Consider the following 26,152-nt stretch of genomic DNA (forward strand, 5'->3'; position numbering starts at 1 on the left):
ATCTAAAACCTGTTGCCTAATTGAGGCTTTGCCGCCATTCCATCGCTCATGTCGACACAACAAAAAACCATTCCAGATGTTGCCGCAGCCGCAGGCACTTCAGGCCGCACGACGCGTGATCCGAGGCTCGATTTCTTTCGTGGCATCGCGATGTTTGTCATCTTCATCGCGCACACGCCACGCGACTGGTGGGCGCTATGGATTCCCGCACGCTTCGGCTTTTCCGACGCAACCGAAACCTTTGTTTTCTGCTCCGGCATGGCATCGGCCATAGCCTTTGGTGCCGTGTTTCAAAAGCGCGGCTGGTGGATGGGCGCAGCCCGCATTGCCCACCGCATATGGCAGGTCTATTGGGCACATATCGGGTTATTTTTCGCGGTTCTTCTGCTGATCACGATGTTCGACGCCTACAACCTGTTCAAGGATGCTGATGGCTGGAACGGCTCCTATGTTGCATCACTGAACCTGCAGCACTTTTACACGAAGACCGAACTGCTCATTCCCGGCCTGTTCACCCTCACCTATGTACCGAACTATTTCGATATTCTGCCGATGTATCTGGTGATTTTGGCCATGGTACCAATCGTCATGGGGCTTTCGCGCATCTCGCTCTGGGCCGTTGCAGCCTTTGTTGTCGGCGTCTGGGGCCTCGCCAATCTGCCCTTGTTGGGTCTCGACCCCATCACCTTCCCCGCCGAACCATGGTCGCAACGTCAGTGGTTCTTCAATCCCTTGGGCTGGCAGTTGGTCTTCTTCACCGGCTTTGCCTTCATGCGCGGCTGGATTCCGCAGCCGCCGGTGACAAAAAGCTTGATCTGGCTGGCAGCGATCATCGTTGTCGCCACCATCCCCTTCGCGTGGTTCCGCATTTACAACGCCGCCCCAACCGCAGCGCTTTACACCGACTTATCGCCCATCTTCAAAGAGGGGCGAGAAGCGTTGAAGCCGCTCATCAACAAGTCGCAATTCGGTATATTCCGCTACATTCACTTCCTCGCCACAGCCTATCTGGCTTGGGTTGCCGTCGGGCCCATGGGCTCGCGGTTGAAAAACTGGGGCCGGTTTGAGGTCGTGGTCGATACGATCCGCAAAGTCGGCCAGCAATCGCTTGCCGTTTTCATGTCATCGCTGGTTGTGGCGCAGATTATCGGCGCAGCCTTCCGCTATTGGGGCAACGGCTTCTGGCAGGCACTGATCGGCAATCTGGTGGGCTTTGCGGCCCTCATCGCGGTGGCATTTGCGGTGTCGTGGTTCAAGTCTCAACCGTGGCGTAAACAGAAGGTGATCGCCCAAACAGGAACCGCCACGCCCGCTCCACATTCTAGTGGTGTCTTGCCGCCCAACAGCGCGGTCGCGCGCTTTCCGGAATGATAAACACCACATGATGAATCGCCGCGACATCCTCGCTCTTGCAGGTCTCACCGCTATGCTGCCCACAACTGTAGGCGCAGAAGGTTCCACCGCTACGGTGAATTCACCCAAAGTGCGATTGGGCGAGGCCACACCATTCTCTGTAGGCGAGTTGACCGAACAGGTGCGCGGCCTTGCCAAGGAAGCCTATGTTGCCCAACCTAAGGTGCCGCAGCCATGGCTTGATATCACCTACGACCAGTACAAGGCGCTGAACTTCAAGCATCTGTCCGCCCTGTGGCGAGACACCGAACTGCCTTTCGAAACAGAGTTTTTTGCACCTGGTCTCTACTTCCCCGAACCGGTGCAGGTGTCGGTTGTCGAGGACGGCCAGTCCCGCGCCGTGCTTTTCGACATAGGCCTGTTCGACATCTTCGCAGACGATTTCCCCGACCTGCCGGTGAGTGATGATCTCGGATTTTCCGGCTTCCGGCTGAACGCGAATATAAATGATCCCGAACACAAATCGGAATTCGTGGTCTTTCAGGGCGCAAGCTATTTCCGCGCTATCGGACGCGACCAGAATTACGGCCTATCAGCCCGTGGGCTTGCCCTACGCACCGGTGATGCCGGCGGCGAGGAGTTTCCGCTCTTCTCAAAATTCTGGCTCGAAAAACCGGCTGCGGGTGATTCCGCAGTCATCGTCCACGCCTTGTTGGACAGCCCAAGCGTCGCGGGCCTGTATTCCTTCACCATCCAGCCGGGTCGCTCGACGCAAATGGATGTCGAAGCGCGCCTCTTTCCCCGCGTCGAGCTGGACCACGCAGGCATCGCGGCGGGGACGTCCATGTTCCTGTTCGATGAGACTGACCGCGACCGTTTCGACGACTTCCGACCAGCAGTCCACGACAGCGACGGCTTGCTCATCGAAAATGGCGCTGGCGAACGTATATGGCGGCAACTCGCCAATCCGCGTGCATTGCAGATCTCGTCCTTCGTTGACGACAACCCACGCGGCTTCGGCCTTATGCAGCGCCCCCGTGAGTTTGAAGATTACGCAGACCTTGAGGCCAATTATCACAAGCGCCCCGGTCTTTGGGTCACGCCGAAAAGCAGTTGGGGCAAAGGCGCAGTGACGCTGGTGGAAATTCCTGCTGACAAGGAAATCTACGACAATATCGTCACCTATTGGCGTCCCCGCGAGCCGATGGCACCGGGCAGCCGACACGACTTTTCCTATCGTTTGGAATGGACCGATGCAGCCCCCGTCACAGCAAGCATTGCCAAGGTTACTCGCACCCGCATGGGTAAGAATTTCGACGGCAAGGAGCTAGCAGCAATCGATTTTGTGGGCATGGACGGATTGCCGGATGACCTGTCGAAAATCACCGCTCATGTTAGTTCCAACGGCGTGAAAACGAGCGTCGGCATCTTGCAACGCAATCCGACAACCGGCGGCGCGCGGCTTTCCTTCACCTTCGAACCGGGCGACCGCGCAGCGGTCGAATTGCGCGCGCAGCTGGTGGTCGAAGGCAAGCAGGCGTCCGAAGTCTGGCTTTACAGGTGGACACCATGACCGCCCGCCAACGCCACCCGCTGATGCCACATCCTGCACCGATGGCGATGCCGGAGCAGAACCTCGCGCAGCCGTTCAAGGACCCTCATGCTCCCGGTCGCCGTCCTGTGCGCTTGATGCGACGCTGGGCGCGCAACGCAGTTTTTTGGCCAGCATTTGCCATGGCAGCGGCACTCGTCGCCATCTTCGCTGACTGGTTTTCGCCCGACGGTTACATGGCTTTGGAAGTGATGATCATCGCCATCGTCGCCATTTCCGCGTTCTGGATTGCCATTTCGGTGACCACCAGCGCCTTGGGTATGCTGGCACCCGCCGATGAGATTGCGCCACCTGCAACAACGGACAACGCTCTCAATATCGCCCTTCTGATGCCGGTCTATAACGAAGACACGAACGCCGTGTTCAGCCGCATCCGCGCCATGGTGGCCGAGCTTGCACGGCAAACCTCCGCCCACCGGTACACATTCTACATTCTGTCTGACACGAACCGTCCAGAGATCGCCGAACGCGAGCGGCAACAGGCTGCGTTCTGGCAGCATGACAAGCGCTACACCACCGCCATCCACTACCGCCACCGCAACAAAAACACCGAACGGAAAACCGGCAACATCCGAGACTGGATAATGGGTTGGGGCGCGCGCCACGACGCTTTCATTACGCTGGACGCTGACAGCGTCATGTCGGCCGAGGCTATCACACGCCTTGCCGATGCCATGTCGGCAGACGGCCGCGCAGGCCTGATACAGAGCGTGCCGCGCCTTATGGATGCCGACAGCGCGTTCTCCCGGGCCCAGCAATTTGCCAACAACGTTTATGGTGGTGTTCTCGCCCGTGGTCTTCGCCAATGGTCCGGCCCGGACGGCAACTATTGGGGCCATAACGCGATCATTCGCACCGCAGCTTTTGCGGCCTGCTGTGGCCTGCCGCGCCTTTCGGGCAGCGGTGCAACGGGCGGCACGATCAAGAGCCACGATTTTGTCGAAGCCGCACTTCTCCGCCGTTCTGGTTGGGACGTGCGCCTGCTGCCCGACATCGAAGAAACTTACGAAGGCACACCGCAAACGCTGATCGACTACGTCATCCGTGATCGCCGCTGGTGTCAGGGCAATTTGCAACATCTACGTCTGCTCACCACACCCGGCCTCACCGCCGCATCACGCTTCCACATGTTGCAGGGCGCGATGGCCTATATCGCTTCTGTAGGCTGGTTTGCGCTGCTGGTTTTGTGGGTTCTTATGGGCGTCAGTGCCAACGAAAACGTCGTCGTGTACTTTACCGCCGCCAACCCCTTCTTCCCTGCCTGGCCACATGTCGATGCCGTTAGCCGCGCACTTGTGGTCGGCATTATGGCAACGCTTTTGCTCGCCCCCAAAGTTATGGCGCTGACAAAAACCGCAGGTGACGCACGACAGGTGAAGCGTCTCGGTGGCGGTTTGCAGCTTGCGCTATCAGCCACCAGCGAAATTCTACTGTCGTTCCTGCTAGCCCCAATCATGATGGTGCAGCATGTCGGGTCAGTGCTGCGCACCGTGGTCAATATCGACACCGGCTGGGCGCCGCAGAATCGCGACGGCAGCACCCACGGTTTCATGGCGACACTGCGGTTTCACGCAGCTGAAACTGTGTTGGGCATCGTACTGGCGATGGGCATGTTTGCCGGCCTCGTATCGCTCTGGCTTCTTCCAATCTCGGTGAGCCTTTGCCTCGCCGTTCCACTTTCCATGGCTATGAGCCGTCCGCTGCCGACATCGCTTCGCAACTGGATGGCAACAGGCGAGACGACTGCGCCTTCATCGGTGCTGAAATTGGCAAATCAGACAGCAACGCGCCAAGCAATAGTGGCTTAAACCACTTGCCGAATGGCAGCTTTCTGCCGCTCCCGGAACCAGATGATGATGCCTGCCGTAACGATAATGGCAGCGCCTAGGATCGTCCATTGATCAGGCAAATCATCGAACAGCAACCAGCTCCACACCGCCAGATACACGATGAAGCAATAGGCGTATGGCGTCAGCGTGCTGGCCGGCGCGAAACGGTGTGCTGCGGTGAGCAGTTGATGACCGGCCCAAGCCCATACCCCAAGCGCCACAAGCAACACCCAGTGCAACCAGCTTTCCGGCCACACCCATTGCGCCACCGCAAAGGGCAGCAGCGTGGTGAACCCGACCGCGCCGGAATAAAACTGCATCGTGTTGGTGGACACTTTGCCCGCCAGCTTGCGTGTCAAAATCGAATAAAGCGCGAAGCAACTGGCTGCAGCCAGCGACAGGAAAACAGCCCAGTGGAAGCTATCATCAAAGGGCCGAATAGCAATGACGATACCAACAAAGCCGAGCATAATTGCCGCCCATCGCACCGGCCCCACGCGCTCTCCAAGCAACGGCCACGACAACGCGCAGACTATGAGAGGCGCAGCAAAAAGGATGGTCGATGTCAGCGTCAGCGACAAGTATTTGACCGCAAAGAAATTGCAGACCGTGGACGCCATGATGAGCGACCCACGAAACACCACCCAACCAATTTGCGGCGCACGGAATGTGTCGCGATCCAAGCCATCGCGAGCTAGCAAGCCGGTGGCAATTACGAAGTGAGCGAAGTAGCGCATGAAGGCGAGCTGCATGGCCGGAAAGCCAGCAATCGCCAGCCACTTCACCGACGTATCGATGAGCGAGAAGCAAAAATAGGCGACCAGCATGAACGAGATGCCCAGCAGCGGACGGTCGCTCAACGGCGCGACCGTGCTGCGTGGCACGCCGCCCGCCCCAACGGATGGGGCGGTGACGTGAGGTAGCTCGACCGGCACCCGCCGTGCGCCTGACTACTTACCGGTCTTTTCGTCAAACAGATTGGCGAAGAAATCGACCATCTGGCAGACCATGTCGTCAGCCTGCCCGCTATCCCGCGCCATGCCGAGTGCGGTTTTAGTGCCGCCAGACATCAGCGATGTGACACCGGCATCATCAGCCATGGTGGCATAATAGCCGACATCCTTGCGGCCATTCTTGATCGCAAAGGCTAGCTTGGTCGGGTCGCCATCGACGGCAAACGCTTTGACGAAATCCATCATCCCAGAATGCACCGGACCGGCTGCCATCACATCATAAACCTGCTGGCGCGGGACGCCTGCCTTGTCGGCCATCGCAAACGCTTCCGACACGGCACAAGCTGTGGTCATGCCGATGAAATTGTTGATGAGCTTGATCGTATGTCCGGAACCCAACGCACCCAGATGGAAGACGTTCTCACCCAAATCCTGCAACACAGGTTCAACCTTGTCGAAAGCAGCTTTGTCGCCGGACGCCATGATGTTGAGCAAACCGTCGACTGCATGAGCTGGCGTGCGGCCCAACGGCGCGTCGAGATAAGTACCACCGGCAGCGGCAACCTTCTCGCCCAACATGCGGGTGGAGGCAGGTAGCGACGTGCCGAAGTCGAGGACCGTTTTGCCATCAGACAGACCTGCGATGATGCCATCGTCACCCATCATTCGCGCTTCCACCGAAGCGGACGTGTCCATGCACATCATGGTGATGTCGGATGCTGCAGCGACCTCGCGGGCGGACCCATGTTCGGTTGCGCCGCGGCCCACAGCCTTGTCGATAGCCTCGCGCGAACGGTTGGCAACGACGTGCAAATCGTAGCTCTTGTCCTGCAAGCGCCCCACCATGGCAGCGCCCATAAGGCCGAGGCCGATAAATCCGATGGATGGTTTGGTCATGTTATTTCTTCTTTCAAAACGTTCAGCATCAGCGGCGGCAAGCACCGATTTGCCACTCCGGCGGAGCCGGAACACAAAGCACAAGCCATGGCAAATAGGAGCTACATAGTAGCGCCAATTTGCCATGGCACGAATTCGTAGTCACCCAAACCTTGGGCCTCGGACTTGCTGACTTCACCGGAAGCGGCGCGCAGCCACATCTCGTAGATCTCGCGGCCAGCGTCTTCGACGCTCACCTCGTCATCAAGAATACGGCCTGCATTGTAATCCATGTCGTCGGTCATGCGCCCGTAGAGAACAGAGTTCGTGGCGACCTTCAGACAGGGCGCGGGTTTGGAGCCGAATGCTGAACCGCGACCAGTCGTGAAGGTGACGAGATTGCAACCGGACGCGATCTGGCCCGTGACGGAAGCAGGGTCGTAGCCGGGCGAATCCATGAACGCGAAGCCTGGCCTGTCGACCTGCTCGCCGTAAAGATAAACGCCGGTAAGCGGGCTGGTACCACCCTTCGCCGATGCGCCCAGCGACTTTTCAAGGATTGTCGTCAGCCCGCCCTTCTTGTTGCCGGGGGACGGATTGTTGTCCATCGACCCCATATTGCGCGCCGTATAATCCTCCCACCAGCGAATGCGGTCGATCAGCTTTTGGCCGACCTTGGCGTCCACCGCGCGGGCGGCGAGCAGGTGCTCGGCACCGTAGATTTCCGGCGTTTCCGCCAATACACCTGTGCCACCCTGTGCCACCAGCAGATCACAGGCATAACCCACAGCGGGGTTGGCAGTGATGCCGGACCATGCGTCCGAGCCGCCGCATTGCAGCGCGACCATGAGGTCCGACGCAGGGCATTCCACCCGCTGCGCTTCGTTGGCGAGCGGCAACATCGCGCGCACTTTTTCTATTCCGCGATCGACCGTGCGCTGGAGCCCGGCCACATCCTGAATGTTCATGGCATGGAACAGCGGGCCGGGCGTGATGCCATGGGCTTCCAGCAGCCAGTCGATTTGGTTCATTTCGCAACCGAGACCCACCATCAGCACGGCGGCGTGGTTGGGGTGGCGGGCGTAACCCCACATCACCCTTTGCAGCGCGTCGAACCCGTCGCCCGCGCCAGCCATGCCGCAGCCGGTGCCGTGCACATAGGCGGTGACGCCATCGACATTGGGATAAGCTGCCAAGTCCTCCGGCCCGAAGGCTTCAGCAATGCGCCGCGCAGCAGTGGCCGAACAGTTCACGCTGGTGATGATCGCGATATGGTTGCGGGTGCCGACACTGCCATTTGCGCGGCGGTAGCCCATGAATGTATCGACGGTTTTTGCCGGTTCGACAGGCCGTAGGTCGGTGGCGAAGCGATAGTCCTGATCGGTGTTGCGGAATTCCACATTGTGGGTGTGAACGTGATCGCCCGCCGCGATATCTTGCGCCGCATAGCCAATCAACTGCGCGTATTTCATCACCGCTTCGCCCTGCGCGATTGCGCTAGTCGCAATCTTATGACCACGCGGGATCATTGCGGATGTGACAATGCCGTCCGTAGTCACCCCGACCTCCAGCGCACGGATGGCAGACACCACATTGTCGGCAGGCGACAGGCGGACCGTGAGGCGTTCTGAGGATGAAGAATTTTCAGGCACAGGCGGCATCCGTTCCGTCCCAACGATGAATGGGGATATGGGGCTGCACAGCAAGCTGCGCCCTCGCCTCTTTCCACATGTCGCGCCACGCATCGCCATCACGAAATTCGCGGTCGGGATGCGCGCGGGAGCGGGCTATGAAATCGGGGAAGTGGCTGCGGCCCGTGGGTTGGCCGGTGACGTTGTAGCGAATGTCGAACGACCAACGGATGCTGTCCGAGACGTTGGGCAGCGCCGCATGGGGAGTCATCGGGTGCAGCAGCACGATACCACCGGCGTTCACCGGCAGCGAAACTGTAGCGGCCTCATCCAGCTGTGAGGCGGGAATGGCGGGCTGGTTTTGCACGGGGCAATGGTCTCGCAGATGGTTGCCCGTGGTGGAACGCGGCTGCGCGATGAGGCAGCCGTTCTCTTCCGTGGCATCCGTCACGGCGATCCACACGGTGACCATATCGGTTTGGTCCGCCTCGTCATGGGTCACGCCGCGGTCCTGATGCCACGACGTGTTGCCCATATGGGCACTGGTCTCGTCAGCCCTCACCACGTTGCCTGGCATCTTGATGCGGACGTGTTGAATGGGGTTCGACGTCAGTTCCGGTCCCACCATGCTTTCGGCAATATCCAGCAGTGCTGGTGCGGTGAGCATATTCAGCAACGGCTGGCTGAAATGCATCGGCGTGTCGTACTCGATCTTTGAAAACGGCAGCGAGATGTCCATCGGCTGGAACCAGTCCAATCCGGCCGCATATGCAGCTTTTAACTTAGGCTCGAAACCATCGACGTCTTCAACCAAACCATCGCGTTGCCAACCGGCATAAAGAGCATCGAGCAAAGCTTCGTACTCCGCGCGTATGGGCGCAAGCACCTCGTCGTCCAAAACGTCCGGCACAACGAGATAGCCCTCGTGCTCGAAGCTCTCCAACTGGGCTGCGGTGAGCATCCCACCCTCCCTAATTCAGGAACAGCGTAGTGATGCTCGGCACCAGCAGGATAAGCGTCAGGATGCAAAGCTGGATGGCGATGAACGGCAGGAAGCCGCGGAAAATATCCGGCAGGGTGATGTGCGGCGGTGCGACGGATTTCAGGTAGAACGCTGCCGGCCCAAAGGGCGGTGACAGGAAACTGACCTGCATATTCACACAGAACAATATGCCGAACCAAACCTGCACAGCGGTGCGCGAATCAAGACCACCGAAAAGGCCGATCTCATCCATCGGCAGTTTCAGCACGATGGGCAGGAACACGGGCATGACCAGCAACACGATGCCGGTCCAGTCCATGAACGCGCCGAGGAACAGGAAGATCACCATCATCACCAGCAACACGCCCATGGTGGGCAGCTCGTAGCCGACGATGAGGTTCGCCACATAGGTGGGGCCGCCGGCAATTGTGTAGGCACCGGCCAGCGCGGTAGCGCCCAGCGTGACCCAGATAATTGTGCCGGTCGATTTGAACGTCCGCATGGAAGCTTCGCGCAGCAGCGTGAAAGAGAACTCACCGCGCAGCACGATCAGAACCAGCACCGCGATGGAGCCCATGGCCGCAGCTTCGGTGATGCCGGTGACACCGCCATAGATGGACCCCAACACGATGAAGACCACGAGCAGCGGTTGCACCATACCCTTGCCCTTCGCCCATGCTTCTCTTGAAGTCTCAAGGTTCACGCCGAAGGTCAGCCATGCGGCGGACAACAAGAAGATCGGGCCTGCGATATAGGCCACCCGCATGGTCTGGAACCATGTGGTCTCTTCGACTTTCACCCATTCCATTTGCACGAAAGTGAAACGCGCCAACAAAATGAAGCAGGCAACTAGGCCGATCTGGGCCAACAACGTCAGACCCAACGTCTTCTTCTGACCTTGGGTCAGGTCATCATCAGTGGGTTCCGGCAGTGGTGCCAGCGACGGGTTCAACCGCGTGCGGATGAGAATATAGACGATGTAGCAACCGGCCAGAATGAAGCCGGGCACGAACGCAGCCTGAAACAGCGCGTGGATCGAGGTCTCGGTGATGAGTCCGTAGAAGATCAAAACAATAGACGGCGGGATCATCGTGCCCAGCGAACCGGAGGCACAAATGGTGCCGATGGCGAGGTTCTGATCATAGCCCAAACGCAACATCTGCGGCAGCGCGATAAGACCGAGCAGAACAACTTCACCGCCAATGATGCCGGACATTGCAGCCATGACGATGGCCATGATGGCGGTAACAACAGCGATGCCGCCGCGCAGGCGGTTCATCCACATGGAGAGCGAAGAATACATGTCACGTGCAATGCCGGAACGTTCCAGCAGCACCGCCATGAAGATGAACAGCGGCACGGAAATCAGAACGTAGTTCGTCGTGATGCCATATAATCGTTGGGCCAGCACATTGAGCGGCCCTCGCCCGAAGTCTCGGGTCAGGATGCCCTCACCCACCTTCCAGGCTTCAAAATTGAAACCATGAACGAATGGATCGGTGATGAGCGTTGGTTCGAATTTGAGCACCAGCACCATCACGGCCAAGAAGCCGGAGGCAAAGCCAAGCGGCATGCCGATCGCAAGCAGGGTCAACATACCCAGCAAAAGGATCAGCGAGATTGTGCCGATATCCATAAGTCATTCCTCCCCAACCCCGCATTGCGGGGCGTATATTCAAAACCGCACGTCGCACGGCACCGATTTGAGGCCGCGTTTTGCGTGTCCTCAACCACGCTGGGCGCGGTAATTGTAGTCATGCCCCAAAGGGCGTGGTCTGCGCGTTAGCCCGCGTTGTCTTTTGCAGCCACGCGGCCTGCCGCAGAATCCACCGGCGGCGGGTTTCCAGATAAAACCTGATCGGGAATGCCGTGATCTTCTTCGAACTCGTCCAAGGTCTGCGGTTCGTCGTTAAAGTCTTTCACCAACCCGTAGACCATCAGCCCCACTGAAAAGACGATGAGGCAGCTCAAGAACACACGCCAGTGCAGCGGAGCCTTCAACATTCCGTCACCGTCAGTTGCGCTAAACAGTGCAGGGAGCGCCATCACAGACAAGGCAATCACACCGAGGGTGCAGGCAATGTCAAAAATTCTGCGCACCAGTTTGGACGCCGGCCAATCACGAATGAGGTTGGACGTGGCCTGCATTGCAAGCACAACGACGGTGAGCAAAATAAGCGGCTTGTTGGTGGCCGGAATGGGTGGATCCCACGCGGTGCCAAAAGCTTCCCAGCGCCAGAATTTCGCAAGCGCCTCGCCAAAACCACCCCAAACAACTGCGATGGCGAAAATGACGACGCAAAGCGTGGAGATAATATCGAACACCCGACGCAGCCAAAGCGGCGCCAGATCGTAGATGACGAAAATGCGGATATGGCTGCGCTGCTGCATGGCATAGAGACCAGCGGTCACGTAGATCATGCCGCCCACCCAAAGGGACATCTCGTTGACCCAAAGCGTCGGCTTCGACAGCACGTAACGCATGAAAACTTCATAGAAGATGATGGAGACGATAAAGGCGGGGCCCCACATGGCAATCCGCGAAAAAGTCCAGGTCAACCGGTCAACTGGACCAGTGTGTCTATGTTCTTGCATGCGGCCCTCCCAAGCCTGAACGGTACCGCTTACGGCCTCTCGCTCTCTACTGCGTAGTGGGCCAGAAAGTCGCGGTCCGGGTCAACCCCGATTCCGGGCTTGTTCAACACTGCTACCGTACCTTTTTCGGCCGCCACCTGTTTTTGAATGTGCAGCGGTTCTTCCAGCAACTCATCGCGGAAGGCGTTGTGCGTAGTGTCGAACTCCAGCCACGGCTCAGACGGAAAAAGCCCACCCGGCATCGGCTCAAGTGCCGCGACCAGATGAATGTTGGTGGCCACCGCCACGGCTGATCCCCAGACATGGTTCATCACCGGCACCATGTTCGCCTGACACAGCGCCAAAACCTTCAGATATTCAGATATTCCGCCCAGCGCGCAAACTTCCGGTTGCGCCAGTGAAAGGCCTTTCGAGGCCAGCAAATCACGCCAACCAAAGCGCGTGAACTCAGCCTCACCACCGGCGATGCGCGTGGTCAACCGTTCACGCAAAAAGCGGTACCCGTCGTGATCTTCCGGCGCGACAGGCTCCTCGAACCAAAACGCATTCAGCTCATCCAGCGCTTGGCCGACATGCAGCGCATCGCCCGCAGTGTAGCAATGGTTGGCATCCACCATCAACGGGAAATCATCGCCAACCCCTTCGCGGACGGCTTGTGCAAGGCGAATGTCAGCGCGCAGCCCAAGCCCGACCTTCATTTTGGTGGCGTGAAAACCGGCGTCTCGTATCACCTGCGCTTCATCTTTGAAGCGGGCAACGTGATCGTCCGTGCTCTCACGCTTCAACATCATGCCGTAGCCATAAACGCCAACACGGTCGCGCTGCTTGCCGCCGATCATCGCGTGAAGCGGCAGTCCGGCTATCTTTCCGGCAATATCCCACAGGGCGATATCGACACCGGACAGCGCCTGCATCGGCATGCCCTTCTGGCCGTGGTCGCGCAGCAGATTGTAAACTTGGTGCCAGCAAGCGGATCGTTCCAGCGGATCTCGCCCGATCAACATCGGAGCAATCACCTGCTCGACGATGGTGCGGTTGACCAGTGCGACACCGCCGGGACCGAAACACTCGCCCCATCCTGTCACACCTTCATCGGTGGAAACCTCCACCAGATGCGCGGTACGGCGGGTGTAATATTGTTGCGAATACCCCAACTCGCCATCGGGCAGATCGTAAGCAAGCACATGGCTTTTGATGGCGGTAATCTTCATTTCAGTTTCCAAAAAAAAGGGCGGCCCCGAAGGACCGCCCGATTTCATTCAAAGCGCAGGGTTTACTCTTTCACGAGGCCCAGCTGCTTCAGGTAAGCGATGTGGCTTGCGACAAGCTCTTTCGCTTCCGGTGTGGTGGCGAATTCAGGCCATGTTGCCTGTGCTGCATCACGGAAAGTCTGCAGGTCTTCAGCAGACCAAGCCGAAATCGTCACGCCATCGGCTGTCAGTTTAGCAACAGCTTCCGCGTTTTCTTTTTCAAAGATCAAAGCCGACTTCAAAGCAATGTCGGAAACGGCGGTGGACATAATGGCCTGATGGTGAGCGGGCATCGCGTCCCAGACAGCTTTGTTGCACGCCAGGTGGTCGGAAGGCATGGAATGGAAGCCGGGGAAGTTAGCGTATTTCGCGATGTCGTAGAGACCCAGACCAACGTTGTTGGCCAGACCCGAAGCATCAGCACCATCAATGATACCGGACTCAAGCGCGGTGAAGATTTCGGTGAAATCCATCACGATTGGCTTGGCGCCAAGCTTTTCAAAAATCTTCGTTTCCATGCCTGGAGGGGAACGGAACTTCCAGTCTTTCAGATCAGCAATGCCAGCGATTGGCTTGGTGGAAGCGAAGCTTTCCTGACCGTAAACAATCCAGCCGATGAGCTGCATGTCGTATTTGTTGTAAAGCTTCTGTGCCGCTTCACGACCGCCACCATAATAGAGCCATGACAACTGCTGTGCGGGGGTTGCGTAACCGCCCATGATGTCGCCGACGAACTGGAAGGCAGGGTTTTTACCTGTCTGATAACCACCACCCGTGGCATCGCAATCGAGGATGCCGGTTGCGGCAGCGTCAAAAGTTTCCACCGACTTCACAACAGCAGCGGAATAGAATGCTTCGATGGCGATTTCGCCGTTCGACATCAGTTGGATGTTTTCAAACATCTCGGTCAGCAATTTGCCGGATGTGGTTTCAGGCGCGTAATGCGTCTGGATGCGCAGCTTGGTTTTCGCGTGGGCGTCGGCCATTGCAGTCGTTGCAGCGGCAGCGACAATCGCCGTACCCATGAGGGCAGCGGTAAGGGTTTTGAGCAGTTTCATGTGATCCTCCCAGATCGATTAAAAGAACGTGGAGCCATTCCCATGACAGCCCCTCCCTGTTCGACGTTGACGCTAGCAAGTGGTCTGACGTGTGACAAGGCGTCTTCCAGTGGCTCGGATAAGTGTCTTTAACGCGCTGTCCACTCTCCCAAAATCACCGTTTCATAAGGGCGGAAGCGATGCGGCAAGCGCATTTACTGCTGTGTTCATCGACCAGACAGGGCGGTCGACAGCCGCAGAAATATCTGACGCGTAGGGGGCCATGTTCGTACATTCCAGCACGATAGCGGCAATCTGCGAATCTGCTTCCACGAGCTTTTTTGCAGCGTCCACATTGTCCCGTCGCGCCTGTTCCACATCGAGTTCGGGCAGGTTGCCGAGGATGACGCGGTTGAAATGGCTTTGCGGATCGGTGCCGCCGATTGGCGTGTCCGGCGCGACACCGGCAGCACCCAGATGCGCCCGCGTCAGGCTCTTGGGTTCGATGGTGAGAATGCCCACACGGCCATCCGGCCCGCAGGTGCGCGCCACCATCGGCACCTGAAACAACGACGATGTCACCACCGGAACTGATACAGCCTCGGCCAGCGCCGCTTGCTGCAAGGTCAGAAACCCGCAGGTCGACACGATGGCCTGCGCGCCCTGCTGCTCCAGCTTTCGCGCTGCATCGATGAAAGGCCGCAGCAACCCGGGCGCACCGCGCGTCACCACCCGTTCTGGCGATGCGCCATCGACAATTTCGTAAAGGGTCGGAAAATCCCACGTCGCAGGGTTTCCGATATCGCCCAAAATGCGGGGAAAGCGCGTGTCCAGCATGATGATGCCGATTGTCGGGCCAGATTTAGAAGCAATACGATCAGGCACTTTGAACAGCCTGAGACACGGCTGGAAACTGCCTCACCCACAATACCTCGATAATTTGTTGACAAATTGTCATCGTTATTCGACGTTGCCTATCACGCGCTTGGGAGGGCACGTTATCGTATGAGCCAGACTTCGCCATCACCGAAAGCCAAAATCCAGCACGTCGTCATCATCGGCGCGGGCATTGTCGGCGTATCGGCGGGCATCTGGTTGCTGCGCGCCGGTGTTAAGGTGACGGTGATCGATCCCAACGGTCCCGCTGGTGGCACATCCTACGGCAATGCCGGTGTGCTGGCCGCGTCCTCCATCATCCCAGTCACAGCGCCGGGCTTGATGGCAACCGCGCCGAAATATCTGATGGATCCAAAAAGCCCGCTGTTCATGCGCTGGTCCTATCTGCCGAAACTCCTGCCGTTCCTCACCAAATATCTGCCCTACGCCCGCGAAGACCGCACGCGCAAAATCGCTGATGGTCTCGCCGCCGTTCTGCACGACACCGCAGACCAACACGTCGCCGTATCCAAAGGTACGGGTGCAGAAAATTATGTCGACGTGGGCGACTACTTGTTCGGCTATGACAGCGAAGCCGCGTTCCACGCCGACAAATTCTCTTGGGACATCCGCACCGACCACGGTTTCGAATTCGAGCCCATGGATGAAACTGCGATCGCTGCCTTCGACCCCTTCATGGCAGGCCGCTTCCCTTTCGCCGTGCGCTGCCCCAACCATGGCCGCATCACCGACCCCGGCGCTTATGTGAAAGCCCTTGCTGCCCATCTGGAAAGCGAAGGTGCAACCTTCGTTTCAGAAGCGGTGAGCGATGTCGTGGTGGAAAATGGAACAGCCAAAGGCGTCACCACCGATAGTGGCACAATAGACGCTGACGCCGTGGTTCTCGCCACCGGCATCTGGTCGAAACCGCTGGCGGAGAAGCTCGGCGTCTCCGTCCCCATGGAAGCCGAGCGCGGCTACCACATGGAATTCATCGACCCGCCCGTCATGCCCAAAGCGCCCGTTATGGTCGCATCGAAAAAATATGTTCTGACCCCGATGGGCCAAGGACAAACAAGCAGGCTTCGCTGCGCGGGCATCGTGGAATTCGGCGGCCTGTCACCGGACAAAAGCAGCGCCCCGCTCGATCTACTGCGCGAAAACACTCTCGCGCTGGTGCCGGAACTGGGCGATTGCGAAACCACCGACTGGATGGGCTTTCGCCCTTCAACTTCGGACTCGCTGCCCGTCATCGGCGCAACGCCTTCCGCATCGAACGTCTTCACCGGCTACGGCCACCAGCATGTCGGCCTCACCGCTGGCCCCAAGACGGGCCGGTGGATCGCGGGCCTCATCACCGGCGATGTTCCCAACGCGGACCTCGCCGCCTTTTCACCCACAAGGTTCAACCGGCGCGCTGCCTAAATTGAGCGCCACAACAGGGAGACTACCATGAAACTCACCACCGCACTGCTCGCGACCACCGCGATGGCCTTCACCGCCACCGCCGCATTGGCCGATGGCCACGCCAAGAAATGGGATATGCCGCTGGCCTATTCCGCATCCAACTTCCATTCCGAAAACGCGGCAGAATTCGCCAAATGCGTTGGCGAAAAATCTGGCGGCGCGCTGGAAATCGTCACCCATCCCGGCGGTTCGCTGTTCAAGGGCGGCGAAATCAAACGCGCCATCCAGACCGGTCAGGCCCCAATCGGCGAACGTCTTCTGTCGGCCCACGCCAATGAAAACCCCGTCTTCGGCATCGATAGCGTTCCCTTCCTCGCCACATCATTCGACGATAGCGTAAAACTGCACGGCATCGCCAAGGCAGAGCTGGAAAAAGCGCTCGACGAACAGAACCTCGAACTTCTGTATTCCGTGCCGTGGCCGCCACAGGGTCTCTACTTCAAAAAAGAAGTGAACTCGGTCGCCGACATGAAAGGCCTGAAATTCCGCGCCTATAACGCGGCCACCTCGCGCCTTGCAGAACTCACCGGCATGCAGCCAACGCAGATCGAAGCTGCCGAAGTGCAGCAGGCGTTCTCGACCAACGCTGTCGAATCCATGGTGTCCTCCGGTGCCACCGGCTACGACCGCAAGGTGTTCGAAGCCGGCGTCACCAACTACTACGAAGTCGACGCATGGCTTCCGCGCAACTCCGTCCTCGTCAACAAGGACGCCATGGCGTCGTTGAAAGACGATCAGAAAGCTGCACTTACGGAATGCGCCGCGACCGCAGAAGCCTCAGGTCTGCAGAAGTCGAAAGACTACACGCAGTTCACCTATGACGGCCTTCGCAAAGGCGGCATGACGGTCGAACCAGCGTCCGACGGCCTCAAAACCGAACTTCAGGCCATCGGCGCAACGATGACCGAAGAGTTCCTCGCCTCGGCAGGCGACGCCGGTAAGGCCATCGTTGACGAGTTCAACAAGTAAGCAAAAGCCTGAAAGGGGCGGAGAGAAATCTCCGCCCTTTTTTCTTTTTGACCAAAAGCCGGACGCTCATCATGCCCCCCAAAATACGTCGCGCACTCGATGCCTTATACACCGCCTGCGGAGCCATTGCGGCTGTTGCGATCATGGCTATCGTCGCCATCATTTTAACGCAGGTTGCGGCGCGGTATTTCGGCTTCGCTTTCAGGGGCGGCGCGCAATATGCGGGCTACGCCATGGCGACCGCGTCCTTCTTCGGCTTCGCCTATGCGCTGCAACACGGGGCGCATATTCGCGTGTCGCTGCTGCTGTCCGTGTTGGGCCGACACCGCTTCTGGGGTGAGGTCTGGTGCTACGGCTTTTCCATGGTCGTCGCGATCTGGTTCGCCTACCACGCCTGCCTGTTCACGTGGCAGACCTATAAATTCAAAGACGTGAGCCAAGGGCTCGACGCGACACCGCTATGGATACCGCAGATGGCCATGGCCATCGGTGCCGTGGTTTTTGCAATCGCCTTCATCGACAATTTCATCACCCTGCTGCTGACGGGCAAGTCCGCGATCAATGAGGGAGGGCTGGAAGAACCAGCCCCCGCCGTTGCCGATATACACGCAAAGCGGGGGAACTAACTTATGGACCAGCTCACCGCATCGATCATCTTCATCACATTTCTTTTTGTCTTGCTCGGCTCCGGCGTTTGGGTGGGTCTGTCGCTCATGGGCGTTGCCTTTGTCGGCATCGAATTGATCGCCGGTCGCGCATCCGGTGGCGCGATGATCAACATCATCTGGGGCGCTTCGTCTTCTTGGACGCTAACCGCCTTGCCGCTGTTCATCTGGATGGGCGAGATCCTGTTCCGAACACGCTTGAGCGAAGATATGTTCAAAGGCTTGTCGCCCTGGCTTGGCCGTTTGCCCGGCGGCTTGGTGCACACCAACATCGTCGGCTGCACGGTCTTTGCCGCCGTCTCCGGCTCGTCTGCAGCGACCCTCACAACCGTGGGGCGCATGTCCATTCCCGAACTGCGAAAGCGCAATTATCCCGAACATCTGGTCGTCGGCACATTGGCAGGTGCGGCCACGCTGGGTCTAATGATCCCGCCCTCGCTGATGTTCATCGTCTATGGCGTCACCATCAATGAATCGATCCGCGAACTGTTCATCGCGGGCACCATCCCCGGCCTCGTGCTGGCTTGTCTCTTCATGCTGTATGTCGGCGGTTACGCGCTGATTTCCAAGAAGTGGAACCCCATCGAAGACGAGCGCATGAACATCAAGCAGAAGCTGTGGAACTCACGCTTTCTGCTGCCGGTCATCGCGCTCATCGTGGTGGTCATCGGCTCCATGTATGCCGGTATCGCCACCGCAACTGAGGCTGCTGCCTTCGGTGTCATCGGCGCGCTGGTGTTGGCCGCAGCACAGGGTTCGTTGACGCTTTATGCCTTCAAGGAATCTCTGATGGGGGCTGTACGAACATCGGCCATGATTGCGCTCATTTTGGCCGGTGCCGCCTTCCTGTCACTCGCCATGGGTTACACAGGCCTGCCCCGGGCGCTGGCCGACACTATCGCCACGTTCGAGCTTTCCCGCTTCGAACTGCTCATGGCGTTGCTGGTGTTCTACATCGTGTTGGGCTGTTTCCTCGACGGCATCTCGTCCATCGTTCTCACCATGGCCATTGTCGAACCGATGATCCGCGATGCGGGCATCGACGTTATCTGGTTCGGTGTGTTCGTCACCGTGGTCATCGAAATGGCGCAGATCACCCCGCCCATCGGCTTCAACCTGTTCGTCATGCAGGGGCTGACCAAACACCCCATGAGCTACATCGCGAAAGCAGCCCTGCCCATGTTCCTCATCATGGTTCTCATGGCATTCTTGCTCATCGCATTTCCCGAGATGGCAACGTGGCTGCCAGACGTGCTGCGGAATACTCCCAATGCTTAGACGGGGTGCATAAACACGCATGACGACAGTGTTGCGGGCCATTGCTGCAAGGGGAAAGATCGCCCTGCCCTTCGGCCTCGTCGTCGGCATCGCCTTTCCCGTTCTGGGCGATGCAATCAAACCATGGCTCGGCCTAGTGGTGCTAATACTGTTGGCGCTCGCCGCCATGCGGTTGGGGCCGAAACCCGTGTTGGCCGCACGGGGCGGCGGACGCTTGGGGCTGGTGGTTCTGCTGTATCAGGTTGCCGTGCCGCTGGCGCTGTTCGCCATCTTCGATGCCGTCGGCTGGACCGGCACTGTGCCTCTAGCCATCGTGCTTCTGGCATCCGCCGCGTCCACCACCGCCAACATCAACATCGTGCTGCTGACGGGCCATGACCAAGCGCCTGCACTGCGCCTGTTGGTCATCGGCATGGCAATGCTGCCACTGACCTGCATTCCGGTGTTCACACTGTTGCCGGAACTCGGCTCACCCGCCGCGGTGGCGTGGGTGTCGGCAAAATTATTCACCTATATCGTGCTGGCGACAGCGGTCGGTTTCGCACTGCGTCATCTTTTCATGCGCGAACCGGACGACGGCGACCTCGCCACCGTGGACGGTCTGTCCACCATCATGCTTGTGGTCATCGTCGTGGGTCTCATGGGCGCGGTCAGCCCTGCGCTCCGCGACACGCCACTTCTCGTGTTGCAGATATTGGCCATAGCCACCGCCACCAGCCTCGGCCTGCAAGTGCTGGCGCTGCTGCTCTGGCGCTCGTCTGTCGGGCAAAAATTGGCGCAAGTGCATGAGGCCGTTGGATTCGCTGTCATCGGGGGCAACCGCAACATGGCGCTTTACATCGCAGCCCTTCCGGCCTCGATCATCGACCCCATGCTGCTGTTCATCGGCTGCTATCAGATACCCATGTATCTGACGCCGATTCTGCTCGGTCCGCTGTATAAACGGGTCGAAACGCGCCGTTGACGCCTTAACCCATGGCGCAAACAGCATTTGTCACGCCACATTTGGCTTGTTACGGTCTTTGTGGGGCGCCTTTAGCTTCTCATTCAACTGCGTTGCGTGAGCCGGAAACGGCTTCGCCATGCACCCAACATGCAGGGGGGTATCCTGCGCCGCGCGCTTCCGCGACCTGAAGCAAAACGAGCGCTCCGCAAAGATGGGGCGTCAACGGGAGAAACAATCAATGAAGTTTTTCAAACGCAACGGTAATCCGATGCCAGAACATATCGTGGCGATGGCCGACGATGTGACTGACGGACCAAGCCGCCGCGAATTCCTGGCTTTGGCCTCCGCCTTCGGCGCGACCACGGTTACCGCCTACGCCATGATCGGCATGAACGCGCCGGCACAGGCTGCTGCCCACGCCAAAGCCGGCGGCACCGTTCGCATGCAGCAGGAAGTGCGCGCGCTCAAAGACCCACGCACCTATGACTGGTCGCAGATCGCCAACTTCTCACGCGGCTGGCTCGAATATCTGGTTCGTTACAACAACGACGCCACCTTCGCACCTTACCTGCTCGAAGGCTGGGAAATTTCCGACGATGCCAAAACCTACACTCTGAAGGTTCGTCCCGGCGTGAAATGGAACAACGGCGAAGACTTCACCGCTGAAGACGTTGCTCGCAACATCGAAGGCTGGTGCGATAAAACCGTTGAAGGCAACTCGATGGCTGGCCGTTTCGCCACGCTGATCGACGCCAAGTCCGACGCCAACCCCAACGGCACCGATAAAGCCATCCCGGGCGCAATCGAAGTCGTCGATCCGCTGACCGTCAAACTAAACCTGCCACAGGCCGACATCTCGCTCATCCCGGGCATGTCCGACTATCCGGCAGCGATCGTCCACAAATCCTTCACCGCAGAAACCGCTCTGTCCAACCCGATCGGTACCGGCCCATATCTGCCGGAATCACTGGAAGTTGGCGTCAAAGGCGTGCTGGTGAAGAACACGGACTTCATCGACAGCTACTGGAACAAAGACAACGGTGCCTTCATCGATCGTCTGGAATATATCGACTACGGCACGGAGCCCGCAGCATGGGTTGCAGCAGCCGAATCCGATGAGGTGGACTCCACCTATTCCATCGAAGGTGAATTCATCGAAATCTTCGACCAGCTCGAAGAGTGGAAGCGGGACGATATCGTCACCGCCGCGACCATCGTTGTGCGTCCAAACCAGCAGGCTGAAATCGACGGCAAGAAGCCTTACTCCGATGTCCGCGTTCGCCGCGCCATCCAGCTTGCCACCGACAACAACGTTCTGCTCGAGCTTGGCATTTCCGGTCTCGGCATCGCCGCCAACAACACCCACGTTGGCCCAATGCACCCCGAATATGCCGACATCGGTCCAGCACCGCACGATCCGGAAGCCGCTGCAAAGCTGATGGAAGAAGCGGGCATGATGGACTTCGAGCACGAGCTCATCTCCATCGACGCCGGTTACCGCAAGGACACCACCGACGCGGTGGCCGACCAGATGCGTAAGGCTGGTTTCAAGGTGAAACGCACCGTGCTGCCCGGCTCCACGTTCTGGAATGACTGGGTCAAGTACCCGTTCTCCTCCACCAACTGGAACCACCGTCCGCTGGGCGTGCAGATCCTCGCGCTGGCTTACCGTTCCGGTGAAGCATGGAACGAGGCCGGCTACGCCAACCCTGAGTTCGACAAGACGCTGGCAACAGCCCTGTCACAGGCTGACGTGAAGGCCCGCACCGAAACGATGAAAAAGCTGGAAACGATGATGCGCGACGACGGCGTCACCATCCAGCCGTACTGGCGCACCCTGACCAACCACTCCAAGAAGAACCTGATGGGCACCGCCCACCACATCTCCTTCGAGTACTGGCCACAGGATATGTTCTGGGCCGCGTAAGCAGAACCAGCACAAACAAGCGCCGCGTAAACGGAGCCAGCACATTGCTGAAAATAAAGAGAGGGGTCGCGCAAGCGGCCCCTTTTTCTATGGATTATGACTACCGATAAATCCTGTTCAGAATTTAACACAACCCTGGGATGTAGTGACGTCGCCAAATGCGGTTGTAATGCGGTTGTAATGAGGCAATTCAGCAACGCTTTGTTCATAAACACATCTTTCCCGATGAAACGAAACATCGGCAGCTTGTGACGGATCTGAAATTGCACCTAGTTGCGCTCGGGCGACTAAATGAATCAGATTCAGGGGTTCTGACAATATGTCAAAAATATCACGCGTCGCCTTCACACTAGCCACCGCCGTGTCCGCTGCCGCAATGTCCGCAGCGATGACGTCATACGCCTCGGCGCAGACGTTCACATCTGCTGATACGCCGCTGAGAATACCGGCGTCTGGTTCAGCAGGCACGATTGTCACCACGATCAACGTCGCCTCCATGGGCATCATCAGCGATCTGAATGTCTCACTCGATGCGACGCACAGCTTTTCCGCCGACCTTGATATCGAGCTTACTTCACCCAACGGAACGATAGTCACTTTAGCAAGAGATGACGGCAGCAACGGAGACTGGGCTGGTGTTTACACGTTTGATGATCAGGCAGCCGTTAGTTTCACCGCTGCTGTAAGTGACGCAGGAAACAATGTCGTAGTTGGCAGTTATCAAACCGATAGCGATGACACGCAGGTGCTTGCTGACTTTAACGGCGAAGAAGCTGCTGGCGTATGGAGTCTGGAAATTGTGGATGATGCCGGTTCAGACTTTGGCCAGCTCAACCAATGGCAGTTGATCTTCCTTTTCCAATTGATCGCCGATGGCGACCAGTCATTCCTTGCCGGTCCGGTCGCTAACGCAGCAGCCGATTTGTCATCAATGATATTGGGTTCTCTCGCTGAACGCCGCTCTGCCTCGTTCGCTTCGCTGGCAGCTCCTGCCGCAGGCGATGATGGCACTTTCGGCTCGACATATGGTCTGACGACCGATGTCAGCTCCGCAAACCCTTACATCAATGGCACGGGCGGAATGTTCCTGCGCGTTGGCGGCAGCGCAGTGAAAGAAGACGGCAACATCAGCGGTCTAACAGCCGCAACCGGCTTCGGCGAAGTTGATGGAACGATGGGCTTCATTCAGGCAGGTGTCGCAGGTCGGCTGACAGACCTTGCCTCTGGCCATATAGTTGCATCTCTTCAAGCGCATTACGCCACCGGCGACTACGATATCGAAGATGCAACCGGCGCAAAGCGCGGCAGTTTCGATCTGGACGGTTCCGGCGTTGGCATCAGCATGACCTACATCGGAAACGAGGGTCTTGTCGCTGATCTGGCACTTCAGACAACTTTCTACGATGCCCGGGTGAAAACAGCGACCGGCGCAACCGGTACAACTGATATGCACTCGTTCTCGGTATCCGGTGAACTGGGCAAAGAGTTCGCCTTGTCAAACGGTTGGTCGCTCCTGCCGCATGTTCAACTGAGTGCGGTCCATGTGGACATTGACGACTTCACCGACAGCAGCGGCACAACGGTGTCCTACAGCAATAACACCCAAGTGGAGCTACAAGCCGGTACAGCTTTCATTTATCGCGGCGTTTTCGATAACGGTGCGCGCTACGTTGCGGACGTAAAAACGCAAGTGGCTCACACCTTCGACAACGATGTCGATTTCGCCGTAGCAGGCGTCGGGCAGAGCTTCGATTCAAGCGGAACAGACGGTATCATCTCTGCTGGTTTTTCTGTTGCACAAGGAACATCCCCCTGGTCAGTTGGTGCAAAAGGCCAATACCGCTTTGCGCTTGATGGCGACGACAGCCAAGCTCTCTCCGGCAGCATCTCCCTCGGCTACGCGTTTTAAGGGCAAGCGGAAAAACCTATCCCCGCTCTCCGCTACCACCTCATACTGCCCCTTCTTTCGCGCATGAGCCGACGGTCCGGACCGTCCTGATCGTTGCGCGGAAGCGATCCTTCCGTCGCAGGCCGTGTAACGTATGGCATCGGGCGGAGCTCTATGTCGCACCGGCAGAGCTGCCACAACAGCTTCGGGACCGGACGTCGAACGTCAGCAATGGCGGGCCGAAGGCAAGGCCGATGGGACCTTTCGGGTTCTCATGTTCGGGGAGGTGACGGGAATGGTGTTGAGACACATCCGCAGCAGGATCGAGCGGGGCGAAGGCGTATGCCTTTTTCGCCTGAGGACTACAGGCTAACGGCAGACTTCTTCGTCCCGCTGGCTCATCTTTGCGCTCACGCTGTCGGCCAAAAGTGGCCTTCGCTGCGCAACTAGCGCCGGGCGGCTCTTCGCCGCCTGCCTATCGCTCGGACGTCGTGAGGCGGGTCGAGGTTTTCGCTTGTCCAAAATCCCACACTCCATTGTCATCCCCGCGAAGGCGGGGACCCACTTCGCAACGAAACGTGACGGTAAAAGCGAAAGTCGATATTGCCCCGCGTTCACTTCTCATCCATCGCCACGTCTTGCAGATGAGTGGGTCCCCGCCTTCGCGGGGATGACAGCAGTGTGTGGGTAAAGGCCGCGACCAAAGGTCGAAGCAGGGCGACAAAGGAATGCTAGCCATTAGGATCAACTAAAACAGGAGTATAAAACACCTATAATCCTCACCGCTCCAAACCACTCACTCACCTATCCAAACCGTCACCAGATGACGCGCGCTCACTGTTGCAACCACGTCCACGGCCTGAAACAGTAAGTCCCAACGGATAAGAACAGACGGCCCGATGCGTGAATGCCCCGCAGGCATCACCCGGGTACGATCAGTCCCGGGGGTAGTGATTGAATGTTGAGTTTCCTTTTGCGTCGCAGCGGGGTGATGTTGCTAACGGCGCTGTGCCTCACTTTTGTTGTCTTCTTCCTCGTCAATCTAGATCCCAACCTGGAAAAACTCGCCAAGAGCGAGGGCAACCAGCGCATGACGGACGCGCAGGTGGAAAGCTGGCTGGACCGCAACGGCTACCGCCAGCCGCTGGTAAAACGCTACGGCGAATGGCTGGGCGTCATGCCCGGCTGGACCCGCACCACAGATGAAGGCGCCACCGCAGGCCGCTGCATCGGCCGCACGCCGGTGCCGGCAGAACAGGCCGAACAGGCGGCCAGCTATTGCGGCCTGCTGCAGGGCAACTGGGGCTTCTCCACCGTGTTCAAAGAACCGGTGGGCGGCATCGTGCTCAACAAATTGGGGCTGACCGGCAAGCTGATGTTCTTCGTGTTGCTGGTAATGGTGCCCAGCGCGTTGGTGATCGGCGTGATCGCAGGAATGCGCGAAGGGTCGAAAACCGACCGAACGCTGTCGACATTCTCGATCCTGACGACATCGACGCCCGAATATGTGTCGGGCGTCATTCTCATCGTCGTCTTCGCCAGCCGCTTGACGGGGCTGCGATGGTTCAACGGCACGGCGGCGTCCGCCATGGAGAACGCAACGTTCTCCAACTTCACCCTGCCGGTGATCGCGCTGGCGCTATACGGCATGGGCTACATCGCCCGCATGACCCGCGCCTCCATGGCCGAAGTGATGCAGGAGCAATACATCCGCACCGCGCGGTTGAAGGGCCTCGGCTTCTATTCCGTGGTGCTGAAACATGCGCTGCGGAACGCGCTCATCGCGCCCTTCACCGTCATCATGTTGCAGATACCGTGGCTGCTGACGGGGGTCGTCATCATCGAGACCCTGTTCAACTACAAGGGCTTCGGCTGGACGCTGGTTCAGGCGGTCGGCAACAACGACATCGAAACCATGATGGCCGTATCGGTCGTGGCCGTGTTCGTCGTGCTCATCACGCAGCTGATCTCAGACATCGGCTACGTCTTCCTCAATCCACGCATCCGCGTAAGCTGAG

20 protein-coding genes are annotated in these 26,152 nt (G+C 58.4%); 11 read left to right on the top strand and 9 right to left on the bottom strand.

Annotated elements, in window-relative coordinates; genetic code table 11:
- Positions 1 to 48: 48 nt before the first annotated feature.
- Genes R2A130_RS13805 through mdoH form a run of 3 tightly spaced genes read left to right on the top strand, consistent with a single transcriptional unit; the run spans position 49 to position 4,773 of the window.
- The gene (locus R2A130_RS13805; RefSeq protein WP_009758409.1) at positions 49 to 1,371 is read left to right on the top strand and encodes an OpgC family protein; all 1,323 of its coding nucleotides are present in this window, start codon (positions 49 to 51) and stop codon (positions 1,369 to 1,371) included.
- Positions 1,372 to 1,381: 10 nt separating this feature from the next.
- Positions 1,382 to 2,926: a glucan biosynthesis protein gene (locus R2A130_RS13810; protein WP_009758410.1), complete on the top strand. Its 1,545-nt coding sequence runs from the start codon at positions 1,382 to 1,384 to the stop codon at positions 2,924 to 2,926.
- Positions 2,923 to 4,773 carry a glucans biosynthesis glucosyltransferase MdoH gene (gene mdoH, locus R2A130_RS13815; protein ID WP_156798540.1) on the top strand — a complete coding sequence of 617 codons (1,851 nt, stop codon included), beginning with the start codon at positions 2,923 to 2,925 and terminating at the stop codon, positions 4,771 to 4,773. Before R2A130_RS13810 ends, mdoH begins: the two co-directional genes overlap by 4 nt.
- Here the strand turns inward: mdoH and R2A130_RS13820 are convergent.
- The 9 genes from R2A130_RS13820 to R2A130_RS13860 form a co-directional block, all read right to left on the bottom strand.
- Positions 4,770 to 5,678, bottom strand: coding sequence for a DMT family transporter (locus R2A130_RS13820; protein ID WP_247869277.1), 909 nt, complete (start codon positions 5,676 to 5,678; stop codon positions 4,770 to 4,772). The two genes, mdoH and R2A130_RS13820, sit on opposite strands and share 4 nt — an antisense overlap.
- Positions 5,679 to 5,744: 66 nt before the next feature.
- Positions 5,745 to 6,644 (bottom strand): NAD(P)-dependent oxidoreductase, encoded by a 900-nt coding sequence (locus R2A130_RS13825; protein WP_040306166.1) that lies wholly within the window; start codon positions 6,642 to 6,644, stop codon positions 5,745 to 5,747.
- 101 nt (positions 6,645 to 6,745) lie between these two features.
- Positions 6,746 to 8,275 carry a UxaA family hydrolase gene (locus R2A130_RS13830; protein WP_009758414.1) on the bottom strand — a complete coding sequence of 510 codons (1,530 nt, stop codon included), beginning with the start codon at positions 8,273 to 8,275 and terminating at the stop codon, positions 6,746 to 6,748.
- Complete coding sequence (locus R2A130_RS13835; protein ID WP_009758415.1) at positions 8,268 to 9,215, bottom strand: phytanoyl-CoA dioxygenase family protein; 948 nt, start codon at positions 9,213 to 9,215, stop codon at positions 8,268 to 8,270. Before R2A130_RS13835 ends, R2A130_RS13830 begins: the two co-directional genes overlap by 8 nt.
- Positions 9,216 to 9,225: 10 nt before the next feature.
- Positions 9,226 to 10,872 (bottom strand): TRAP transporter large permease subunit, encoded by a 1,647-nt coding sequence (locus R2A130_RS13840; protein WP_009758416.1) that lies wholly within the window; start codon positions 10,870 to 10,872, stop codon positions 9,226 to 9,228.
- 146 nt (positions 10,873 to 11,018) lie between these two features.
- Positions 11,019 to 11,831 (bottom strand): TRAP transporter small permease subunit, encoded by an 813-nt coding sequence (locus R2A130_RS17745; RefSeq protein WP_009758417.1) that lies wholly within the window; start codon positions 11,829 to 11,831, stop codon positions 11,019 to 11,021.
- A 29-nt stretch (positions 11,832 to 11,860) separates the two neighbouring features.
- Positions 11,861 to 13,042 carry a mandelate racemase/muconate lactonizing enzyme family protein gene (locus R2A130_RS13850; RefSeq protein ID WP_009758418.1) on the bottom strand — a complete coding sequence of 394 codons (1,182 nt, stop codon included), beginning with the start codon at positions 13,040 to 13,042 and terminating at the stop codon, positions 11,861 to 11,863.
- A gap of 62 nt (positions 13,043 to 13,104) precedes the next feature.
- Positions 13,105 to 14,139 (bottom strand): TRAP transporter substrate-binding protein, encoded by a 1,035-nt coding sequence (locus tag R2A130_RS13855; RefSeq protein WP_009758419.1) that lies wholly within the window; start codon positions 14,137 to 14,139, stop codon positions 13,105 to 13,107.
- A 162-nt stretch (positions 14,140 to 14,301) separates the two neighbouring features.
- Entirely contained in the window at positions 14,302 to 15,003 is a 702-nt protein-coding gene (locus tag R2A130_RS13860) for an aspartate/glutamate racemase family protein (protein WP_009758420.1), read from the bottom strand.
- A gap of 120 nt (positions 15,004 to 15,123) precedes the next feature.
- On the opposite strand from R2A130_RS13860, the gene R2A130_RS13865 reads away from it, so the two are divergent.
- The 8 genes from R2A130_RS13865 (at position 15,124) to R2A130_RS13905 (ending at position 26,151) form a co-directional block, all read left to right on the top strand.
- Entirely contained in the window at positions 15,124 to 16,419 is a 1,296-nt protein-coding gene (locus tag R2A130_RS13865) for an FAD-binding oxidoreductase (RefSeq protein WP_009758421.1), read from the top strand.
- Between the two features lie 27 nt (positions 16,420 to 16,446).
- On the top strand, positions 16,447 to 17,430 hold the full coding sequence (locus R2A130_RS13870) for a TRAP transporter substrate-binding protein (RefSeq protein WP_009758422.1): 984 nt from the start codon (positions 16,447 to 16,449) through the stop codon (positions 17,428 to 17,430).
- Positions 17,431 to 17,501: 71 nt separating this feature from the next.
- Positions 17,502 to 18,056 carry a TRAP transporter small permease gene (locus R2A130_RS13875; protein ID WP_009758423.1) on the top strand — a complete coding sequence of 185 codons (555 nt, stop codon included), beginning with the start codon at positions 17,502 to 17,504 and terminating at the stop codon, positions 18,054 to 18,056.
- A 3-nt stretch (positions 18,057 to 18,059) separates the two neighbouring features.
- Positions 18,060 to 19,373 carry a TRAP transporter large permease gene (locus tag R2A130_RS13880; protein WP_009758424.1) on the top strand — a complete coding sequence of 438 codons (1,314 nt, stop codon included), beginning with the start codon at positions 18,060 to 18,062 and terminating at the stop codon, positions 19,371 to 19,373.
- Between the two features lie 19 nt (positions 19,374 to 19,392).
- Entirely contained in the window at positions 19,393 to 20,337 is a 945-nt protein-coding gene (locus tag R2A130_RS13885; RefSeq protein ID WP_009758425.1) for a hypothetical protein, read from the top strand.
- 220 nt (positions 20,338 to 20,557) lie between these two features.
- Positions 20,558 to 22,246: an ABC transporter substrate-binding protein gene (locus tag R2A130_RS13890; RefSeq protein WP_009758427.1), complete on the top strand. Its 1,689-nt coding sequence runs from the start codon at positions 20,558 to 20,560 to the stop codon at positions 22,244 to 22,246.
- Positions 22,247 to 22,565: 319 nt separating this feature from the next.
- Positions 22,566 to 24,155, top strand: a complete 1,590-nt coding sequence (locus tag R2A130_RS13900) for an autotransporter domain-containing protein (RefSeq protein ID WP_009758428.1) — start codon at positions 22,566 to 22,568, stop codon at positions 24,153 to 24,155.
- A 937-nt stretch (positions 24,156 to 25,092) separates the two neighbouring features.
- Positions 25,093 to 26,151 (top strand): ABC transporter permease, encoded by a 1,059-nt coding sequence (locus R2A130_RS13905; RefSeq protein WP_009758430.1) that lies wholly within the window; start codon positions 25,093 to 25,095, stop codon positions 26,149 to 26,151.
- The last annotated feature ends 1 nt before the right edge of the window (position 26,152 follow it).

Origin of the sequence: Ahrensia sp. R2A130 (genome assembly GCF_000179775.1) — a bacterium.
Classification (GTDB): domain Bacteria; phylum Pseudomonadota; class Alphaproteobacteria; order Rhizobiales; family Rhizobiaceae; genus Pseudahrensia.